Here is a 21,582-nt window from a genome sequence, read left to right on the forward strand (position 1 = left end):
AATCTATAAAACGAGTCATCCTGATTACCGTATCCATTATAAATAATAAAACCATAATGATAAAGCACCAAAAATATGCATTACGACCTTTAAAAAGTTAAGTATGTTAATAAATTTAAACATAATCAAAATACTCAATATTTTCTCATTCTAAAATAATCCCTTACTGAGAAATCCCAGTAAAGACAAATTCAGGATGCTCAACGCTTGTGAAAGAAACTAATATTCCATTATTGTCATCCACATAATAGTCTAAATGAAATGTATCTTTATTTAATCTATCAGCTAAAATTGGATCAAACTTATCCTCATGTAAATCTGCATTTCCATTCATTGTATTAAGGTTAAATTTAAAGACACCGTCATTGGTCATCGTATAATTATAAGAGAAGGTGGCATTAAAAAGTGTCGTTCCGGATAAATACAACACCACAAAATCCATCGTTTTAGCATCGACGTTAAATACGAAATCCGCATTCTGAATCGTCCTGCCTGTTGCTACAAAATTAGCCTTTACCTTCTGAAAACGCGAATTAAAATCACTTGACCAACCAGCATAATTACTACCTACCGGTAAATCAATAGTGGAAAATGTTGCGCCCAATGCCACATATGCAGGGATAATAGGCCTGTCGGATACCAAGACATCAGCAATACCACCATTGTCTAATTGAGCAACTAATTTTGTTTCTTTTTTATCAAAGGTAATTCTGGAAATCAACGCTTCATTAAAGGCCAATGAATCTAACACTTCCATACCATACAATGAAAATGCAAAATCACAAGATTTGTACGTAGCTTTATCCTCATCCACCCAAGTTAAAGTCAATTTTTTAGTCGCAGGATCAGCCGTAACTTGATAGACCTTCCCTGCTTTATCTTTTAAATAAACAAAAGGATGATCAATCTGGTAAAGCAGAATTTGCTCAATAGACGAATAAAGTCCTCTATTTAAATAGGCCGTCTTTTCTGCAGTAGTCGCCTTTTTTAATTTCAATACCGTTTCATTATAGCGACCAATAAGGTTCAAATCAGTAATGGATTGAGGATCCTTATTGATTTTCTCCAAAGCTGAATCCGTCAAATAAAACTCAAAATCAGAAACCAGACCCGTCCCATTACTACCACCGTTTACGCGACCATTAGGATCAGCCAACAAATGAATGTAAGAATAAGTATCAAATATCAAAGTGGGTTGCTGCAAGGCTTTTAATCTGAAGCTAGCCTCACTTACATCCACTGTCGTAACAGAATCAAAATCACTCAGCATCTTTACGCGATTTTGATCATCAAACTGCATCCAAAAGCTATATCCGCCCCCTTCTTTGGTCGCAATTGTAGCAATCCAGCCGTCGGTTGCACTTCCAAGGGTTGTCTGAAAATTATTTAAAGCCTGTTGAACCCTTACATCGGCTGACTCAGAAAATACACGCGTATCGTCTTTTTTGCAAGACGCAAATATCAACAGAAAACCTATTAAAACACATTGAAGAATCCTTTTCATTGTCATTATTTTACAATTTATAATCCATTCAGATTTTAATACCCCAATCTAGCCTGCATATAGGACGCATCATCATCGGTTTGATAAATAGCCCCAATTTGTATCTGCGCAAAAGGATCTGGCTTACCATTTGGCCATTTGGCGATAAAGGTGTTATTAGATAAGTAATCAAAGAATGGTTGCATCGTATTTTTGTAGTATGAAGCATTACTTCCATTATAACCATCTCTATTTGGAAATATAATTGGTGCTCCGAATTTCATCTCACCAGATTCGCTTTTATTCATATGGAAGTAAATATCTGCAAGGTAATATGAATTACTTCCATCATCTGGGTGCATTCTCCAGTGGAGCAACAGTGTATCTGCATTTTTAAATCTAAAATAAAGACTATCGGCAATATCTCCCAGATTGTTGTGAATAGCAGAAACTACTTTACCCAATGTTTGGTCAAAATTCCCGTGCAAATTGCCGGCAAAGTCTCCATTCCCGAAATAAAGTGTATGATAAGTCCCCATCGCAGACAAATCATCACTTAAAGGTACTACAGGTACAGGAGCTACCTCTTCCAATGCCAAATAAACGCTTTTTTGTAACTCCCTAAAATCAATATCCCATTTGGTTTTAAAATATTCAACCACTAAATCCTCCTTAGCCCTAAGTTTTTGCTGCCCATCAGCAGCCTGCTCACTAACTAAATGATCAAAATATGCCTGGCCTTCCACCAAAAGTGTGGCAATGGTTTCTACAAAATCTTCATCATAGGCAGAACTCGCATATGGAGTCACAAATCCTAAGGCATGCGCTTGGGCAGCAGAAACATTTGCCCAGTTCGCTGTATAATCACCACCAGGGCATATGGTTTTAAAGGCAGGATCGTAAAGTTTATTTTGATGCATGATATGTCCAAACTCATGCTCTACCGTATGCATCATTCTGATAATCTGATCTCTTTTTTTAAAATCCAGGTCATTGATTTCATATAAAAGCACTTTCTTTCCCCCTTCCGCTTCTCCGATTGTGATCGTACCATTTGAATTATAACTAGCACTACCGACTAAAACTATCTGCTTCGGAACCAAGGTCTTAAAAAATTTATCACCACCATTTTCCATATAAGTATCCATCCAGACAGTTTTTAAGATTCTGAGTACAGGGATCACCCTTTCCTCTTTGGGCGGCGTCAAGTCTCTGGTAAGGCTTTGTTCAAATTCATCAAACTTATATTTCACCTCAATATTAAAGGGAACAGTCAAGGTATCATGGATCCACTCATCAATATTGTTTTTTGACCATGTATCTCCGCCTAGATTTGGTAAATCAGAGATATCTACAGCAGTATCTTTTCGGCAGGAAAACAACAGCACACAACCCAACATAAAAAACAAGGGTATTTGTAGCCAATTGGATTTTTTCATTGTATAAATCATTTCTTTATTATTTATTCAAAATAAGGTATCGGCTTAAGGCATTACCTTGGATTTAGTTCTAATCCAGATAATACTGCAGATTGTGGAATCTGCAATACTCTTCTTGGGTCATTAGGTTCTACAATAACACTATCCACTACTGCTTGTCTGGTATTCCTTATATAATGTTTAACCGTTAGGCCGTTACGGATAATGTCCAGCCATCTGAGTCCTTCTTCCACAAATTCAGCTCTTTTAAAGTCTAAAACAACATTCACCAATGCTTGTTTAGGGTCCGTTAAATCATAATAAGTTTCTGCCTTATCCACTGTCACCGCATTAGAAGTCGGATTATAATTTTTAAACCGCTGACTAGCATAAGTATTTAAATCCTTAACTGCGTTATCAGTCTGTCCCAATCTAGCATAAGCCTCGGCCCTGTTCAACAAAACCTCCTCGGTCGTAAATTGAGGAATCATCGAATAATCCTGACCAAAATTTGGATTTTCAGGCGCATAGAAAAAATAGGACCATTTTGGAACATTGTGGTAATCAGATTGTCCATAAATCGGAATAGCCCAGGAACTATTACCTGTTACATTCTTGCCAAATATCTTGCTGGACAATGGATCCGACATACCAAACCGCATACTTGCAAAATTCCTGTCCCACCAGGAAGACGCTTGAATTAATAATAAGTTCGCATTTTCAGAACTTTTTGTATAAATAGCCTTCATCTCATCATAAGAAAGGTTTGAATATACACTCAACCAAGGGCGCATATTTTTAATAAAGTTACCGGTAGGAAACGCTGCATTTGCTGCATCAACGACTTTTTGATAATCCTGTTTAAATAAATAAAATCGAGTAGCAAATGCATTGGCAGACTGAGTAGTAAAATGATATTTTGGTGCAGTATATTCACGACCCGCAAGTAAAGGCAACCCTTCTTCTAAATCCTGCTGAATCTTATCATAGTCATCCTTAACCGTACCTCGATCATAATTTTTAAATACAACCGTTTCAGGCTCTGTTACATATGGGATTCCTGGATCACTAGCAGCAGTAGCCGGATCATAAACTTTCGCAAATAATGTTACCAGCATAAAATGTGCAAATGCTCTACATACCAAAGCCTCGCCTTTTTGGGCCGCATAGGCATCAGGATCAGACGCTTTGCTAATAGCGTCCAAGGCTTGATTAGCAGCAGCAATTGCACCATATGCCTGCATCCAATAATATTCCGGTGTATCCTGTGCATCTTTAATAATATCCTTAAAATGATACGCATCACTATTGTCTTGATCAAAAGTAACACGTCCCTCCCCTTTATCATCCGCATTATCGGACATGGCCTCTAAAAAAGGAATATATGAGGCCTGGGGATATGCAGTTGTCAGCAATTCTGATACCTTTTCAACTGAATTCAGAGAAGTTCGGTTATCAGGCAATTTGTCCAAAAACTTGTTACATCCCAATACTGCAATGGATGTAGCCAGTATGCCAATATATATCAATCTAAATTTCATCTCTTTTAGTTTTAGAATTTAATTAAAAGGAAGCCTGAACAGTTAACGTAAACTGCTTTTGAATGGGTTGGGCAACACCGCCCGCGTTAAAAAATTCAGGATCCTGTCCTTCCAGCTTAGGGTCTGAATAAAGCATCCAAAGATTATAACCGGTAAGCATGACAGAAGCACCTTGCATTCCAACGGATTTGGCGGCCTTTTGTGGCAATTTGTAGGAAAGCGAGATCGTCTTCATCCTAACAAACCCTCCATCTGCTACTCGTTCCGTAGAGTAGTTATAGGCATTATAAGGATAGCCTTCTGTCAGGGTTTCTATTCTTTTATCAGAGATAACAGGGACACGTGTCATAGACTCATCGCCTGGCAATACCCAGCGATCAACGAACTCATTGGGCATGGCATCAAGATCGGAATACGCACTAAAGAATGAAGGATTCAACCGTATTTTGTTTCCGGCCTGAAAGCTAAAGAAAGCATTCAAGGTGAAATTTTTCCATGTAAACGAGTTATTCCAGCCACCGGTAAAGGTCGGATCCACCGGACCATTATATTTTAGATACTTGGTGGTTTGAGACTGAAAATACACATTATTACTCAACAAACTATCTTCATTAATGAATAAAGGCGTACCGACTTGCTTTTTTAATTCTTTAAAATCAATTGAAAATAATCCTCTTGCTGGATAGCCATCAATAAAACCTCCTTCAGGCATAATCAAGTCGATGATTCTTGGAATATTCTCGGCTCGAGTGATTAAGGTATGGTTGATACCAAATGTGAAATTGGTATGCCATTTAAAATCCTTTGTTTTAATCGGATCACCCCCTAGCTGGAGCTCCACACCATCAGATTTCATATCGGCAAAATTTGCATTTTTGAAAGCTTCGCCTCCTATTCCGGAGGTCTTAACCGTATTAATCAGATCGAAACTTTTACGCTTATACCAATCAAAGGCAAAATTTAGTCGATTGTTAAACAGCGTCCCGTCTATGCCTAAATTAAGCGTGTGCAATTTTTCCCAGGTCAGCTCTGAATTTTCCAGGCTGGACAATTCCAGCTCTGTTTCTTTATCCACAGAATATTGTCTGATTGTCGTTCCACTTCGGATAATTATCGCTGAATTTGTCGCATTTCCCATACTTGCTGTAAGACCATAGGAAGCTCTTAATTTAAGACTATTTATAAAGTTCAATGGCTTTATAAATTTCTCCTGATCTAAATTCCAGGACCCATCTACTGACCACGTGGGTAACCACCTCGCAGTCCTGGATTCTCCTAATTTATTAGATCCATCATAACGCCCATTAACACCTACATTATACTTGTTATCATAGCTGTAACTGGCCGTCCCAAAGAATCCGGCAAACCGGTCATCAGTTGGCGTCAATCCATATGGGTAATCATTTGTTTCCAGCGTTTTTTTGTAAATCCTATAATCAATGAATGGCACCCCACCACGATCATATTGATAACCGTATCCTTTATTGAAAAACTGCTCTCTATGTGCGGACCTGATTTCTTGACCTGCAAAAACAGAAACATAATGTTTGGTATTAAAGGTTTGGTTATAGCTTATGGTATTTCTAATATTAAAGCTAATCAAATCACTTTGGTCCCTATTATATAGCCCTCCTTCAGGCAATACCACTACGGCCGGATTATTCGGAAAATCAGGATCGTTGTATAAATATTTATTGGCTCCATTAACGACAGAATTAGGATTCGCTCTGTAAGCTTCAGCCATATTGGAAGATTCTTTTACAAAACTTTCGGTCAAAGTCTTTACCGCCCTGATAGATCCAAGGAATTTATAAGAGAAATGTTTATTAAACTGGTACCCCAATTCTCCTTGCAATTTTGCATCAATCACATTGAGTTTCATGTAATTATTTTCCAGTTCATGGATAATATTAAAAGGTGCATAATTGCGCCTAAAATATTCCAAGTCCCCTTTTTCATCATAGGCCGTCAATGTACGGCTGGTATTTAAGGCATAACTGAATGGGTTAATATCGAAATCTCTGGAATAGGCTCCTTCCACTGGATTGCTGATTCTTGTCAAGGCGCCGGGGGCTCTTTGGGACCTATAAGACCCTACAGTGCTAAATCCAGCTGTCAACTTATCACCTAATTTATAGTCATTTCTAAAATTAAGGGTTATACGTTTTACTTTGTCGGCAATCGTCCATCCATTATCGTTATAATAACTAAGTGAAAGAAAATGTCTTGCATATTCTGTCCCAGAAGATATACTCAGGTTATGTTCTTGCATAAAATTATTTCTGAAAAGCAAATCAAACCAGTCAGTATTGGCCGCGGCATATCTACGCAAAAAATCATTTCTGGCCTCTGGCGTATTTTCTAAACCAAAAGTCCCATTGGTTGCATTATAAGTATTAATTAAATCAGCCATCTTTCCATAAACACCTGCATCGGCCGCGTTGGCCAAATCGGCATAATTCAACCAACCTTTATTTTGCATTTCATTATAAACGGACATCTGATCTGCAGAATTCATGATATCGAAACTATTATAGGACGGTTTTAGTTGACTGCTGAAATTCCCGGTATAGGTTATACGGGGTTTGCCAATGCGTCCTTTTTTGGTGGTAATTACAATTACTCCATTCATCGCTCTGGCACCATACATGGCTGTAGCCGCCGCATCTTTTAGTATATCTATACTCTCAATATCGTTGGCATTAAGCCCGGCAACGGATGATCCCAACAAGGTTGCGGGATCGCCACTGGACAGTTGATCATTAGAGATGTTTATCACATCCTCCAATACGACTCCATCTACCACCCAAAGCGGTTTATTATCGCCAGTAATAGAGGTGGCACCACGAATTCTGATTTTGGGAGCTGATCCGAAAGTCCCAGAAACATTCTGAACAGAGACCCCGGCCGCTTTACCCTCCAACATACGGCTGACATCCAACTGTCCGTGCATTTCCACATCTTCTATTTTCAGCTTTACGGCAGAACCAGAAAATCGCTTTTTATCTACATTTTGAAACCCTGTAATGACAATATCCTTTAAAAAAGCCGGATCTTCCGCTAAGGTAACCAACAAAGAAGTATTCTCACCAGCCTTCAATTTAAAGCCTGACACCCTTTTGGATTTATACCCTACACTTGTAAAGGTGAAGACATAGCTTTGTTTTGGATCCAGCCCGGTTATTCTGAAAGCACCTACAGTATCTGTCATTTGATTTGAACCCTTATGGGTAGTCAGGTTTTCTATCTTGACACCCACATTTGGCAAAGGTTCACCTTTTTCATTACTGACGACTCCTGACACCGATGTTGGCTGCTGGGCAAAAATAGTAATGGAAGAAAATGTAGTTATAAGCAATAAGCAGATACTGCTCAAAAGCCTTGATTTTAGTTGCACCATTTTTTCGTATTATAAAAATTGGGTAATCTCTTTCAAAAGGAATACGTAGAAAAATGACTTATCCCCTAAAAAAAATTAATTTTTTTTTAAGATCGTGTCAAAAAAATAATAAAAAATTTTTGGGTAAATAAGGCTTTATCTTGCGATATGTATTACTTGATTTTCTCAATCAGATACGTACTGTCATCTAATTCTATCATATCCAGACCATTAGCTCTTGAAATATTTTGCAAAATGTGTTTGATTGATTGAGTTTTGGGAATTTTTGCAATAATATTCATGTGCTGAATATCCGCTGGGGAATATTGAATCTCTACATTATATTGTAAGGCTAACTTGTCCAGCGCTTCTTGCATGGTTACATTATCAAGCGTGACTATCTGAGATTGGCTTACACCTAATGACAGGTTTTTATTTAGATTTTTATCCTTAGTAGTCAGACGTTTATTAACAAAATTACTTGTGGTAATGAACTTATGTTGTTTTTTATAATAGCTAGTGGACATCCCAGGGCTTAAATAACAATAATTATTTTTATCACCCTCTCTATTATTTGAACGGACCATTACTTTCCCATCATATAAAACAACAGTCACCTTATCCAGTTCTTCTTTTACATTAAAACGAGTTCCTAATGCTGTAGTGGCTACTTCACCACAAACGACTACAAAACTTCGGGATGAATCATGGTGCGCTGTAAAAACGGCCTCTCCTTTCAAAAAAATCTCTCTTTTACGGTTGCTAAACTCAGGCAGATAAGTGATACTTGCACCACTTTTTGCATCTACCAGAGAACTGTCCGGCAATATCCAGTGTTCAATTCCTGTTGATGTGTTTGTTTTTGTAATTTTGGCTATGGCCATATTATGAACAGTCGCACTATCTGGTAGGCCCTTTTCCCTCTTAAAAACTAACAAAAATAACAATATAGAGGCCGCAGCCATCCCAGATATCCACAACACTCGCCTGGAGCGCACTTTTTTGTTTTGATAAACTCCAGCATAAACGCTATTTAAGATATGATCTGACCTTTCCCTTTCAAGTGGGTCATTAAATTTATCCTCCATTAATATTGGATGCTCCTTGCAATACTGCTCAAAATAAGTTGGATGTTCATGCAGGTATTCCATGACAAGCTTCTCCTCTTGTTCAGAAAGCCCTCCTTCCACAAATCTTTTCATTATCTCATCGTTCACCACCATTATGTCCTTATTAAAATTTGAAGAGGTTGGCTATAATAATTAAAAAAACTGACAAAAAATGAGAAAAGAAAGGTCTTATATACTTCAATGCTAAGTTAATATGATTCTCAACAGTCTTTGGGGAAATAGACAATTTATTGGCTATTTCTTTATGACTCATTTCCTCAAATCTGCTCATCCTGAACACTTCTCTTCTAGTTGGTGGCAAACTTTCAATCAAGTTATTTAGCTTTTGCTGCGTTTCCTTTAAAAACAACAAAGGCAGCACTTGTGCAGATTCCAGTTCATGTGTTCCTTCCCCAAAAACCATTAAATGATTTTTCCTTTCATACTTGCGAATCATATCTATTAAGGTCGTATTCGCAATCTGAAATATCAACGCTACCATTTCTATATGCCCAGGTAATGACATTCGCCGTTCCCAGATTTTAATGAAAGTAAGCTGCACTACTTCTTCGGCCATATATTCAGACTTTGTTTTGCCATAAATATAATTATATACCCTATGATGGTAGGTATCAAATATCTTTCTAAATACAGGTAAGCCTTCTTGCTGCAATTGGTTGACCAAATCCATACAACATTATTTTGGGTTCAAAGGGTTGATAAGCATCTGTTAAAGATATTGCTTTTATTTTAACACCCAAATAAATTTATTAATATTTTGATATTCCCCTAAATAATTTCAATCACCGCCTTTCTGGCAAAATATATTTACTGAAAAAAGCGTAAGAATTATAACCCGTTTATATTCAGATCATTTCCCTACGCTTTTGTTCTATAAATATTGAATCCCGAACGAATTGGCTACAAGCTTTGTGGTGTACTTACGTATTTGTCCAATAATTGACGAATCATTGCCTTCTGATCATTGCTTTTTGTTGTTGAAAGGGTATTTTCCAGCTCATCCAAGGCTTCATAAAGCCTTTTACCGTCCACCTTACCTTTCAGTTGCACAAAACTGGCCTTTTCTAATATATCATCCCATCCACCGTGAACGTTTGACCAAAAGGCAGCCTTTTCAGGTGTCCAGAATGTTTTGGCCGCAGCGCAGTCTACCTCAGGCAACCGCACATAATCATTATAGCCTTTTTCTTCAGCAAGAATGCTATCCGGCTGGTTATCCACACGAATTACCTTTTTATTATCCTGCTCATGGGTATACCCCTTTTCAGTAACCACCAACCGATTGGTCCTGTTCATGACATTATAATCCTTACGGGTGGTATATTCTCTTCTGGGAAGGGGGGCGTCTGTCGTATTCAGCCAGAAAGTCTGGTTATTCAAATCAACCCATTTTCCGGCGCCCATGTACCTGGGCGCATCTGTTACTTCCCATACCGATTGTGTCCAGGTGCCTTTTACTTCATTAGGTGACAATTTTACCTTCTTCCAGGTGTGATCCTTAATATATTCCCAGCGCACCGTCTGTTCATAATTCCAGTCTTCGCGCCAGTGTTTAATAACCGTACCGCCCGGTACCACCAAAATATGCTGAATCACTACCCTTTTTGGTGTTTTAATAATGGGCAGCTCATATTCAGTTACCGGCCGATTATCCCTTGGATGGGACTTGAACGTATTATTGGTATCATTGGTAAAAGTCTCTGCATAGTTAAAGGTTACAGCAAAACAGCCGCATAGTTTGTCTATTGAAGCTTTATCCTGAGACGTTTGTGCATGCCCGGCAATAAGTCCTGCCGGTACTGCGATTAATAAGGGAAATATTTTTTTATAAAAATGCATAATAATAAAATTTTTAGATGATTTAATTGCTTTATATATATTCAAAATTGTACATGTTATTCAGCTGCTTTCACAAGGGCGTATTCAATATTGGGATAACCCCTGGTGCCGCCGTCCTGACTGGTAAAATTATTGAAGCGTAGTTTATAATAATTACCGATAGGGTCCTTGATGATAAAATAGCGGTCGGTATAAACACCTATAGAGGTTCCTGTGGTTGCACGCCAGTTTTCCCCAATAGCATCTCTTTGTCCACTAAAGCTAAGACCACTTAGGTTTGAAGCGGTAAAAGCGTCATACTTAACTGCCTCAGTTTTCACCTCAGCTGCCTGTACACCGTCCCGGTTATTGATGAAAACCAGATCAGAGAATGGATAATAAATCGTGCTGCCTTCATTGCCCGTATAATAAGCACCTACTCCCCACTGAAAATCCCATTTATTTTTAGCAGGTTCTACATTTACTTGACTGCCGCCGTCCAGGGTCACATAAGAAAAATTATGCGTATCTTCTTTGGGTATATCTACCGTTTTGAAAGTAGCATCAGCAATTTTAGCATATTGCAGCTGATAGCCCTCATCCTTTTGAATAATACGGATTTTCATCCAGTCTCTTTTGCCATCCGTATGGGCCGCTGCTTCCCCTCTGTTGAGGATATACACTTTATTGCCCCCCGGATCAGTAGAGATGGCACTGATCACTGTTTTGGTTAAGTCTCCACCAAAATCATCTACTCTTGCTAAATCTGCAGCAGTAAAAGTACTTGTAAGTACAATACCGGCGGTATCTGCGGCAGTCACCTGACTCAGATCCGTCTTGTCAATAGCCACTGCCATTGCATCTGGCAAGGTATTATTAAGGACCACCCTAAAATCATCTCCATTAAAAAAGCCCAGGTCCCAGCTCATTCGTTTTACAGCTGTCTGCTTATTAGCGCTCAGGTCAACAAATACCACATTTTCTGCAGCACTACCGCCCTCACCTCCGTTTAATTTCATGGTACTCCCTTCAGAAACAATGGCTGAGAATACCACATTTAAAGAGTCATTGGCTCCTAAGACCAATGATGACCCAACTGAGCTAATGGCAAATCCCAATGACTCATCACCATCCAAATGCACTCCGGCCTTCTTAGTGACTGTAAATACTGCTTCCTGCGCTCCTTGTTCAAAAGGTATTCTAATCACGCCAGCAGATACAGCCGGATCGGTTTCGTATTGATCCCCATACGCTACTCCGTTTTCTTTCAATTGTAATTCTACTATTCCAGCAGCGTCCGCCGCTCTGGATAATTCTAAGTGTACTTCTACTTTGGATTCATCGGCACTGAAACCAATCTTACTGGACTCAAACTGAATCTGGTTGGCCGCTACAGGCGGATCATCTTTCTTACAGGCACTAAGTGTTACGATAATCGCACCCAATAGCAGTACTGCCTGTTTCAATGTACTTGATTTAAGTATTAATTTTTGCATTATAATTGATTTTACGTGAAAATTTTAAATAGAAATAGATGAGGTTTTGATTATTATCCGTTAAGGCCAGTGCCAATGGACCGCTACAAAATAGCTTCGGCCATAGCTGAGCGGCAATGGGCCACCCGTACTATGCGCCTCTGCGCCCCCCATACTGGTATTATTTATATCGGTTATATCAAAAATATTTTTCACCCCAACGCTGAGTTTAAGGCTTTTGATTAAAGATTTGGAGAGGGAGAAGTCCAGCCAATTAAATGAAGCGGTTTTGGCTAAATATGCCTGTTGCTTCCCATTGATTTCATCAATCTCATACTGAGACAGGGTGCCTGTAAATTTATATTGCATAGAAAGTTCCAGTTTGGGACGGGCAAAAGTGTAATCAAGATCTGCACTTAATTCAGGCGACCAGATAAACGTTGGCAAATGACCGTCTTTATAATCTTCGTCATCCACATAAGTATTGTATTTGGCGATATAGGAGAAACCAAGTCCGGCATGCAGACCCTCTTTTTGCAGGCTTCCATGAAGGGATGTTCCTAAGGTTTTATATTTAGCCAGATTAATATAAGAATAAACATTGGTACCTAAAGCAGGATCAATCGCTAGTTCAATGCGGTTGCGATAATCGCTATAAAAAATATTCCAATCGGCTGTATACTGTATGCCTTCGGCTGGGAAACGATGCCAGCTAAGGGACGCAGCATAAGCATGTGCATATTCTGCTTTTAGATTTTCATTGCCTTTAATGGAGTGATTGGCGTCAAAAAACCAGAAATATAATTCTCTGAGTGCAGGGGCCCTAAATCCTCTTGCATAGGATAAGCGAACGGATAGATCATGGCTTAAATTAAATTTAGCATTGAGCGCAGGGATCACCGGTGGCGCATCGTAAATAGAATTCTTACTAAAGCGAAGGCCAGGTCTAATAGCCATCCAACTAGTTGGCTTATAATCACCAGATAAGAACAGTGAATAGTTATCGATGCTTGGTTCTCCTTCTATTCTGGGACCTGAGCCTTTCTCATGAGCAAGTTCTATCCCGGTTAAAATTTCCAGTCGTTCACTCATCCTGCGATGCCCGGTTATCCGCACAAATCCGCTATTAAAATCTGATTTTTCCTGCAACGCCGGGTCCGGAATCAAATTACGCACACTAGTCTCCGTATTAAATGTCGTTGTACGCGTCCGCCTGCTATAGCCTTGATAGGATCCATCCAGATTAAAATGCCAGTCCGTTTTGGGTGTCCAGCTCAGATTAACCAGTTCGGTCGTTCGATCTGTCAGGTATTCCTTATCTGTGGCCGTGGACGTATTGGGGTTCACTTCTCCATAAGACCAAATATCTTCCTGCAGGTACTGATAACGGTACCAACCCGTCCATTTTTTCCCCTGAAAACCAACGCGACCACTGGCTAGCCATTGCTCTTTGGGTAACCAATCTTTGGTCCGTTTGCCGGCATTTTCTTTTTTCTGCCAGCGCCCAAAATTATTCCTTGTCAGGGAGCCATCTGCAAACACCTTTCCTTTTTGCCAGTGCATCGACAAGTTTCCATTATGTTGTCCCTGCTTATCAAATAACTGATACTGTTTTCCGGCTGTTTGTTCCAGCAGATTCAAATCTATTCCAAGCCGACCAAGCTTCGGCACTTTCAAAGCGCTTGTATCAACTGCCTGCCGCCTGGTGATGATATTAATCACTCCAGCCAACGCATCAGCACCATACATAACAGACAATGGGCCTTCTACAATCTCAATTCGTTCTATATTATGCAGATCAATCTGGCTTAAGCTATTTCTGGTGGCGCCTCTATCTAATAGTGGCACACCGTCCAGTAACACTTTAATATTCTCGCCACTCATACCTAGCAGCGAAATATCCGTTTCGCCTAAAGTCTGGTCGGTAGATAATCGAACCCCCGTTATCGTTCTAAGTACATCTAATACATCTGCAGCATGCCGGCGTTCAATAGCCTTATGGTCAATTACCCGAACCCTGTAGATGGATTTTTGTAATCCTACGGGCTCAATCGTACCTGTGACCACGACTTGCTGCAACTTAGACGCAAAAGAAATTAATTGGATATGCAACTTCGTGGTTGCCTTATTTAGATCTATCTGCTGATAAACGCTCCTATAACCTGCTTTTGAGAGGGCCAGTGTAACACGTTGCTTTTTCAAACCATTAAATACAAAGCGCCCAGCTTCGTCAGTTGTATTGAATAGCGTCCCATTAGGCGCAGTTAATTTCACCTGCACACCAGATAAAGGTCGCGTGGCAGAATCGTATACAATCCCTGTTAGAACGACGGAAGAATCAGCTATGACAACAGATTTAGCCAACAGGGTCTCCTTCCCTATAATCATATATAGAAAGACAATTAATAATAATCGCATGCCTGATCCAGCCTGATTCATAAAATAATATTTCGGCTGCGAAGTTGGTGCTAATTAACTTTCTTTATTTACCGAAAAAGGAAAATAACTGTCGCAATCAGGAAATCTTATAATGGCTTCTGCCAACACTGAAAATAATTCAGCACAATAACGACTATAAATTCCCATGACAGATCTCCTAATAAATAACCCCGCTTAAAACAAGTATCCTTCTGTAAAGAAATATATTTCTCCACAGAAGGATACTTATAAAATGAAATATGGTCTTATGCTGTTACCCTTTTCGGTTGGCCATTTATTCCAATTCCTTTTTAATCGCCTCCAGACGCGTCTGCAACGCTTTAACTTTTTTTGGATACTTTTCTGCGAGGTTTTCAGATTCTGAAGGGTCATTTACCAGATGGTATAATTGCGGTTTTTCACTATAGCCTGATGCTATATCCACCCCGGATAAAACAGCGGGGCCTTTATGCGGTTCAATAAATTTCCAGCCGTCTTTGACGATGGACAGCGTCATATTTGCGGCCTGTTCTACAATCTCTGAACGTGACTTTTCAGATTTTCCCAGTAAAGTCCCCAGATAATCCTTGCTATCAGTAAACTGATCTGTCGGTAATTTCTGGCCCAAAAGTGCGGCAAAACTGGCCATCAGATCCATCTGGCTAAATAAGGCATTTGTTTGCTTGGGTTTTACCTTTCCTTTCCAATAAACAACAAAAGGAATCCGGGTACCTCCTTCCAGTGCGCTGTACTTGCCCCCTCTGAACGGCCCTGCCGGTTTATAGTGTTCCGTTTTTGCAGTTTCTACCGCCTGATCCAGATAGCCATCATTTAATACGGGGCCGTTATCACTGGAAAAAATTATCAGGGTATTGTCTAATATCCCTCTGTCCTTTAACGCCTGGATAATAACCCCCACGCTGTGATCCATCTCCAGGATCACATCACCTCTGTATCCTAGTTTACTCTTTCCTTTGAACATGGTAGCCGGCATCCGGGGAACATGGATATTTTGAATGGCATAATAAAGAAAAAATGGCTTTTTAGCAGCCAGACTCCGGTCTATAAAATCAATTGATTTTGTGTTGAATGTCCCCCTAATTCTTCATCCGTCCAGGTAGCTCTTTTGCCACCTGTCATAAAACCGATGCGCCCAATACCATTTGTTATATGTCCTGAATGTCCCTGATGTGGATCACTTTGAACTTTCAGCATTTCAGGATGCTGTTTTCCGGTCAGCTCTCCTGCAAACTGTTTATTATAACTGACTTCTATAGGATCCTGAGGATCCAGTCCAACCACTTTTTGATTCTCCATAAAAACTGTGGGTGTTCTGTCGGCGGTGGCAGGAAAAATAAAAGAATAATCAAAACCTACTTCTCTGGGTCCTGGTTTAACTTCATGATTCCAGTCAATGGGAAACTTTTCTCCTAATCCCAAATGCCATTTGCCAACAGCCCCTGTCAGATACCCAGCCTGTTGGAAGATTTTAGGCAAGGTCATAATATCTGTAGGAATCACCAGATTGGCATTACCAGGAAGAATATTTGTCCCTTTTTTGCGCCAGGCATACCTACCTGAGAGAATAGAAAACCTGGAAGGTGTACAGGTGGATGCTGTACAATGTGCATCCGTAAACTGTCTTCCATTTGCTGCCAGGTAATCAATATTGGGGGTAGCAATTGCCGAAGCACCATAACAACTTAAGTCACCATACCCCAGGTCATCTGTGTACAAAATAAGCACATTGGGCCTTTGCTGAGCAAAAGATTTCAAAACAGCTAAAGCTAAAAAGCAAATTAAGATTAGTTTAATGGATTTCATCTTGAAAAATTGTTTGATTTAGGCGTAGAAATAAAACCTATCTTATTCAAAACTAATAAATTTCCTCTACCCTTTAAAATTATTGCATACTTATTATGTAATACATTTGAAGTATGCCTATTTTTAATATCCACCCTGAATCAAAACAAAAATGCCACACTTAATTTATTAGGTAAGTGTGGCATGAAAGGAGAAAATCCTTTATTAAAATATAAACCATTGCAGTTTATCTGCTTCTGGTGGCTTTTCTACTTTGAGAAGAGGAACCATTACTGCGGGTATTGCTTCTTTGCTGCACCCGCTCTACCCTTTGCTGGGTCCGTTCAGCACGTTGTGTCTGTTGCTGCCGAGCCCGCTGTGTAGCTCGCTCTGCTCTTTGCTGCGTGGCACGCTGTTGGGCAGCTCTTTGCTGTGTAGCACGTTGCTGAGCTGCTTTTTGCTGGGCCGCTCTTTGCTGTGTTGCCCGCTGCTGGGAAGCTCTTTGCTCAGCAGCACGCTGCTGGGCGGCTCTTTGTTGGCTGGCACGTTGCTGGGTTGAACGCTCTTGGGCCGCTCTTTGCTGCGTTGCTCTTTGCTGAGCAGCTCGCTGTTGGGTAGTGGTTGCCCTTTGGGTTCTTATTGGTGTCGTAGTCTTTCTCGTATTTGTATTACTACGAGTGGGAGCCGTTGACCTGGTAGCACCACTTGATCTTTGGACATTACTATTTGATCTTGTCGGTGTGGTGCCGCTGCTTCTTACATTGCCACGACTTCTTGTATTAGAACTGTTACCCCTTACTGCCGGGCGATACATATGGAGCTCATTATTTCTAACTCCAGTATTTCTAGTGCTGGTTGCATTAACGATTCTAGTGGATCTAACAGCTCTGCCCGTGCTTCGTGAAACCTCTCTGGGTTGGGGACCTAATGCATAATGACCACGTCCTACACTACGATAGTTAGAGATGATGTTAGAGCGTCTGATAATCGAACGGTAACGGTTTCTGGGTATATAGTAATTATGGATATTGTGATATCCCAAATATCTTCTGGGCATAAATGTCCAGAAATTAATCGGAATAGATCCAATGGAGAAACTAACACCGATACTGGTACCGGGCGCCAGTGGTGCCCAACCATACATATCTGCATTAGAGCTCCAGCCTACCCAGGCGGGCCCCCACTCATAGCCTGGAACCCAGAACCATCCATTGATATTACTAAAACCCCAGCGACCATAATGAAACGGCGCCCAGCCCCAGTTATAATTGGACACCCAGGTCCAGCCATAATTGGTATAGGTCCAATAACCATTGGTGGAATAAGGCTGAAAATTACGCACATTGGCAATCCAGACACGTCCATAGTTCGGATCCATGACCCAACGGCCATAGGGCGCTAACTGACTATAAAAATCGTTAAAAGAGATTTGGACACCGGCGCCTCCATTACCACTTTGGTCATAATTGTTGTTATTATAATCATAACTATTGTCATAACTGTTATTATTTCCATTGTCGTAGTTATTGTCATAGCCATTATCATAATTACCATAATCCCCTTGGGCGTAAGCGATTGAATTGCAGCCAAGTGCAATAGTCGCCCCCGTAAAAAGGATTAATAGTGATGGAAGATACTTTTTCATAATATTATTTTAGGTAATTACTAATTGTTATCATGCAAGTACAATACCAACTTGCATTACTATGACGGCCTAGGATAAGCAATGTTTAATAAAAGCGGCAATTTTAACTACCACTCATTAGTTTAATTGATTTCCTTTATTGATTTTCAATTTGTTGGCGGGCTCTTTCCAAATCATCCGGGGTATCAATTTCTACCCCCATTTTAGCCACCTGAACCATTCTGAGCGCAACACCGTTTTCTAAATACCTTAGGCATTCGATTTTCTCTGCCAGTTCTAATGGCGTCATTTCCCACTGGGTAAACTGGATCAGTGCAGCTTTTCTAAATGCATAGACACCTTTATGTTCATAGCAGGGAATCGGTATTTCTGTATTACGCGGATAGGGGATTCTGGAGCGGCTAAACAGTAAGGAGTTATTGTTTTTATCCACAACTACTTTTACGCAGTTCGGATTCTCCATCTGCTGCTCCTCTTCAAATGGCTGCATCAGACTGGCTACTTGCACTGTAGTATCTTCAAAGGCTGCAATCAGCCTTCTTAATACTTCCTTATTAATAAAAGGGGTATCTCCCTGGACATTCAGGATTATTTCTACCTCCATGTCAGCAGCCACTTCTGCGATCCGGTCACTACCACTCTCATAATGACTTTTCGTCATCCGGGCCTGTCCGCCATGACGGGTAATTTCTTCATAGATAATATCACTGTCCGTGGCCACCATTACCTGATCAAATAAACCGGTGGCCAGGGTCCTTTCATAAGTATGTCTTATAACCGTTTTTCCGGCCAAGTCCTGCATCAGTTTTCCTGGAAAACGGGAGGCCTTATATCTGGCAGGTATTAATGCAACTACTTTCATATTGATTGATTATGTTGGTAAGTAATCCGCTGCTTACGCCTATTTTTTAATATTGCTTTTTTTCGATATTCTTTTACAACTACTTTTATATATACAATTTTTATGCTCTTTTTAGACGGCTTTTACACCTCTTTTATTTGGCCGTAATCAGCGCCTTGATTTTACCATCTCCCTGTATATTATGCATTTGTCTTAATATCCAGGCCGATTTAAAGTTGACAAACTTACTTCTGGGCTTAACGGTAAAGCGCTTGGGATTCGGAAGACAGGCGATAATAGAAGCCGCCTCACTTCGACTTAAATCCGCCGCATCTTTCTGATAATAATTTTTAGCCGCCGCCTGAATACCGTAAATGCCTTTACCCATTTCTATAACGTTCAGGTATACTTCCAGGATCCTTTTCTTTCCCCAGATCCATTCTATGAGCTTGGTATAAACAAATTCCATTGCTTTACGAACATACCGGGTTACACCGCTGCCCTGCCACAAAAATACATTCTTTGCCGTTTGCTGACTGATGGTACTGGCGGCTGAACCTCTGGCTCTTTTTCCTTTATCGCTGCCAAGGCTTTGTTTGAGCGCCGCCCAGTCAAAGCCGCTATGGTCTGTAAATAATTGATCTTCGCCGGCTATCGCTGCCAGTTTTGCATTACTGCTGATCTGATCATAAGATACATAATCCCGCTTTAAACCGTTACCGCTGATTACACTGCCTAGTTGCGTCAGTGTAATAGGGGGCATTACCCATTTGCAGACCACCAGGTACAACACGGATATAATAAATAATTTTAAAACAGTCTTTAAAAGCCAGATAATGCTCTTCTTTATTTTGCTCACCGGGCAAAGATAATGGCAAATTTGGATGCAACGCGGTCTTACCTGGAAGGATCCATTGAAATATTATAATTGGACCGACGGCGTCACAGCTACCTAAGGTTCGTTTTATTGTACCTCCCTCCCTCAATGATAAAAAGAGGGCGCCACTTAAATTGGTTAAAAAGACCAGCCGTTCTGGAAGCTTACTGCTCTTCCACCAAGTACTCCTCCACCTGCCTGGTCTTTGATGAAAAAGAAATACCAACGGCTATTTTCTTTCTTGGATCTACAGCGTAGGGAGTAAGATAACCCCTTGCATTTAAATCTACTTTAATCTGTTTCAGCGCTTCACCTGCATTGCCATCCAGCTTTAATTCCAATACATAAATATAATGGGCGGTCTTAACCAGCACATCACATCTGCCCTGGGCACTGTGTACTTCACTATAGACTTCCACGCCTAGCAGCCTGAAAATAAGGGAAGTCTGCGCATGAAATATAGACTCAGTATCGGGCTTCCACACGTCATATGGGGTCGTGGCGATTATAGCATTTAACCCAAGAATCATGGCTGGTATATCACCTTCTTTCAACGCCTTTTTAATGACGTCCATCTCAGCCACTGATTCTATGCCTTCCATGCCCCTGTAAGCACCCAGTAGCCCATCCAGGAAGCTGGACTTTACCTCCAGGTTGGGAAATCCCAGGTCATAAACCTTTCTGTTTGGAGAAATGTTTTTAATCGTCAGATACCCTGTCTGGAAGAGCAGGGCGCCCATATTTGGGTTTTTTGTATCAAAATTAGATAAGGACTGTCTGCCCATTTGATAGGTTTCCACATCATACTTCCACTCTTTTTTAAGTAGCCCAATCAGAAACGTAGGTGTACCGGTTTCATACCAGTAAGGATCAAAATCACGGTATTTCATAAATTTTAGCAGTGAAAATGGGTTATAAACCCAGGTTTTCATATCCCAGGTGTAGCCATCATACCAATCTTTAATCTGTGTTAAGATATCGGGCCTGTCTTTTTGTAAGGTTGCAATTTCCTCAGAAAAATTTACTTCAAGCTCCTGCTGCGTTATTCCTATTAGTCCACCATATTGAGGTTCTAAAGTGATATTATCTAAGTTATTCAGATCAGAGAAAACACTCACCTGGCTAAATTGACTGATACCTGTAATGAGTAGAAAACGTATATACTTATCATTGCCTTTCACAATCGAATAAAAATTCTTCATAATGGAGCGATTAGATTCCGCTAGTTCTGGCTCTTGCAAAAAATCAATGATCGGTTTATCGTATTCATCAATTAAAATGACTACACGGCCCTTTACAGATGCTTTTTCAATGAGTTCTTCAAACCTAAGATCATATTCCTTTTTCGTAAGCGTTATCCCTAAACGAGTTGCATTCTTCTCTAATGCACCATAAATAGCGCCTTCTAAACCCGCAGTTTTTACGCCCATCTTCGAAAAATCAAAATGAATCACCGGACTGGTCTGGGCCCAGTCCCATTTGTCATAAATCCACAGGCCTTCAAATAGCTCTTTGCTGCCCTTAAAAAGTTCCTCAATCGTATCCACCAGTAAACTTTTGCCAAATCGCCTGGGACGGCTTAGAAAATAATATTTGCCCGTTTTCACCAATTGGTAAATCGCCTGGGTTTTATCTACATAAACATAACCTCCTTCCCGGATTTCCTGGAAACTCTGAAGGCCAATAGGATATTGTTGTAACATATAGCGAAGATACGAAGATATAAAGTTTTTTTTATGGCAAATAAGCCCAGT

The 21,582-nt window shown here is 40.1% G+C and carries 15 protein-coding genes; all 15 read right to left on the bottom strand.

The annotated features are described in order from the left end of the window. Window positions 1-163: 163 nt before the first annotated feature. Window positions 164-1,504 carry a DUF4302 domain-containing protein gene (locus FSB73_RS04085; RefSeq protein WP_158639406.1) on the bottom strand — a complete coding sequence of 447 codons (1,341 nt, stop codon included), beginning with the start codon at window positions 1,502-1,504 and terminating at the stop codon, window positions 164-166. Window positions 1,505-1,539: 35 nt separating this feature from the next. Continuing rightward, window positions 1,540-2,922: a zinc-binding metallopeptidase gene (locus FSB73_RS04090; protein WP_146780241.1), complete on the bottom strand. Its 1,383-nt coding sequence runs from the start codon at window positions 2,920-2,922 to the stop codon at window positions 1,540-1,542. Window positions 2,923-2,975: 53 nt separating this feature from the next. After that, window positions 2,976-4,442, bottom strand: coding sequence for a RagB/SusD family nutrient uptake outer membrane protein (locus FSB73_RS04095; RefSeq protein ID WP_146780242.1), 1,467 nt, complete (start codon window positions 4,440-4,442; stop codon window positions 2,976-2,978). Window positions 4,443-4,464: 22 nt separating this feature from the next. Beyond that, window positions 4,465-7,818, bottom strand: a complete 3,354-nt coding sequence (locus tag FSB73_RS04100; RefSeq protein WP_225974465.1) for a SusC/RagA family TonB-linked outer membrane protein — start codon at window positions 7,816-7,818, stop codon at window positions 4,465-4,467. Window positions 7,819-7,994: 176 nt separating this feature from the next. Next, entirely contained in the window at window positions 7,995-9,023 is a 1,029-nt protein-coding gene (locus FSB73_RS04105; protein ID WP_158639407.1) for a FecR family protein, read from the bottom strand. Window positions 9,024-9,054: 31 nt separating this feature from the next. Then, on the bottom strand, window positions 9,055-9,621 hold the full coding sequence (locus tag FSB73_RS04110; protein ID WP_146780245.1) for an RNA polymerase sigma-70 factor: 567 nt from the start codon (window positions 9,619-9,621) through the stop codon (window positions 9,055-9,057). Window positions 9,622-9,851: 230 nt separating this feature from the next. Next, window positions 9,852-10,790, bottom strand: a complete 939-nt coding sequence (locus FSB73_RS04115; protein ID WP_146780246.1) for a DUF6607 family protein — start codon at window positions 10,788-10,790, stop codon at window positions 9,852-9,854. Window positions 10,791-10,846: 56 nt separating this feature from the next. Then, the gene (locus FSB73_RS04120; protein WP_146780247.1) at window positions 10,847-12,265 is read right to left on the bottom strand and encodes an HmuY family protein; all 1,419 of its coding nucleotides are present in this window, start codon (window positions 12,263-12,265) and stop codon (window positions 10,847-10,849) included. Window positions 12,266-12,325: 60 nt separating this feature from the next. Continuing rightward, on the bottom strand, window positions 12,326-14,683 hold the full coding sequence (locus tag FSB73_RS26250) for a TonB-dependent receptor (protein ID WP_146780248.1): 2,358 nt from the start codon (window positions 14,681-14,683) through the stop codon (window positions 12,326-12,328). A gap of 274 nt (window positions 14,684-14,957) precedes the next feature. Further along, entirely contained in the window at window positions 14,958-15,764 is an 807-nt protein-coding gene (locus FSB73_RS24070; protein WP_225974768.1) for a sulfatase-like hydrolase/transferase, read from the bottom strand. Continuing rightward, a complete protein-coding gene (locus FSB73_RS24075) occupies window positions 15,725-16,438 on the bottom strand; it encodes a sulfatase-like hydrolase/transferase (RefSeq protein WP_225974466.1) in 714 nt (237 codons plus the stop codon). Before FSB73_RS24075 ends, FSB73_RS24070 begins: the two co-directional genes overlap by 40 nt. A 274-nt stretch (window positions 16,439-16,712) precedes the next feature. Next, window positions 16,713-18,110: a DUF6600 domain-containing protein gene (locus FSB73_RS04135; protein ID WP_146780249.1), complete on the bottom strand. Its 1,398-nt coding sequence runs from the start codon at window positions 18,108-18,110 to the stop codon at window positions 16,713-16,715. A 136-nt stretch (window positions 18,111-18,246) separates the two neighbouring features. Next, window positions 18,247-18,972 carry a 3-deoxy-manno-octulosonate cytidylyltransferase gene (kdsB, locus tag FSB73_RS04140; protein WP_146780250.1) on the bottom strand — a complete coding sequence of 242 codons (726 nt, stop codon included), beginning with the start codon at window positions 18,970-18,972 and terminating at the stop codon, window positions 18,247-18,249. Between the two features lie 133 nt (window positions 18,973-19,105). Next, a complete protein-coding gene (gene mtgA / locus FSB73_RS04145; RefSeq protein ID WP_146780251.1) occupies window positions 19,106-19,810 on the bottom strand; it encodes a monofunctional biosynthetic peptidoglycan transglycosylase in 705 nt (234 codons plus the stop codon). Between the two features lie 182 nt (window positions 19,811-19,992). Further along, window positions 19,993-21,531 (bottom strand): ATP-binding protein, encoded by a 1,539-nt coding sequence (locus FSB73_RS04150; RefSeq protein WP_146780252.1) that lies wholly within the window; start codon window positions 21,529-21,531, stop codon window positions 19,993-19,995. Between the last annotated feature and the right edge of the window lie 51 nt (window positions 21,532-21,582).

Source organism: Arachidicoccus ginsenosidivorans (genome assembly GCF_007971385.1).
In the GTDB taxonomy this organism is placed as follows: Bacteria; Bacteroidota; Bacteroidia; order Chitinophagales; family Chitinophagaceae; genus Arachidicoccus; species Arachidicoccus ginsenosidivorans.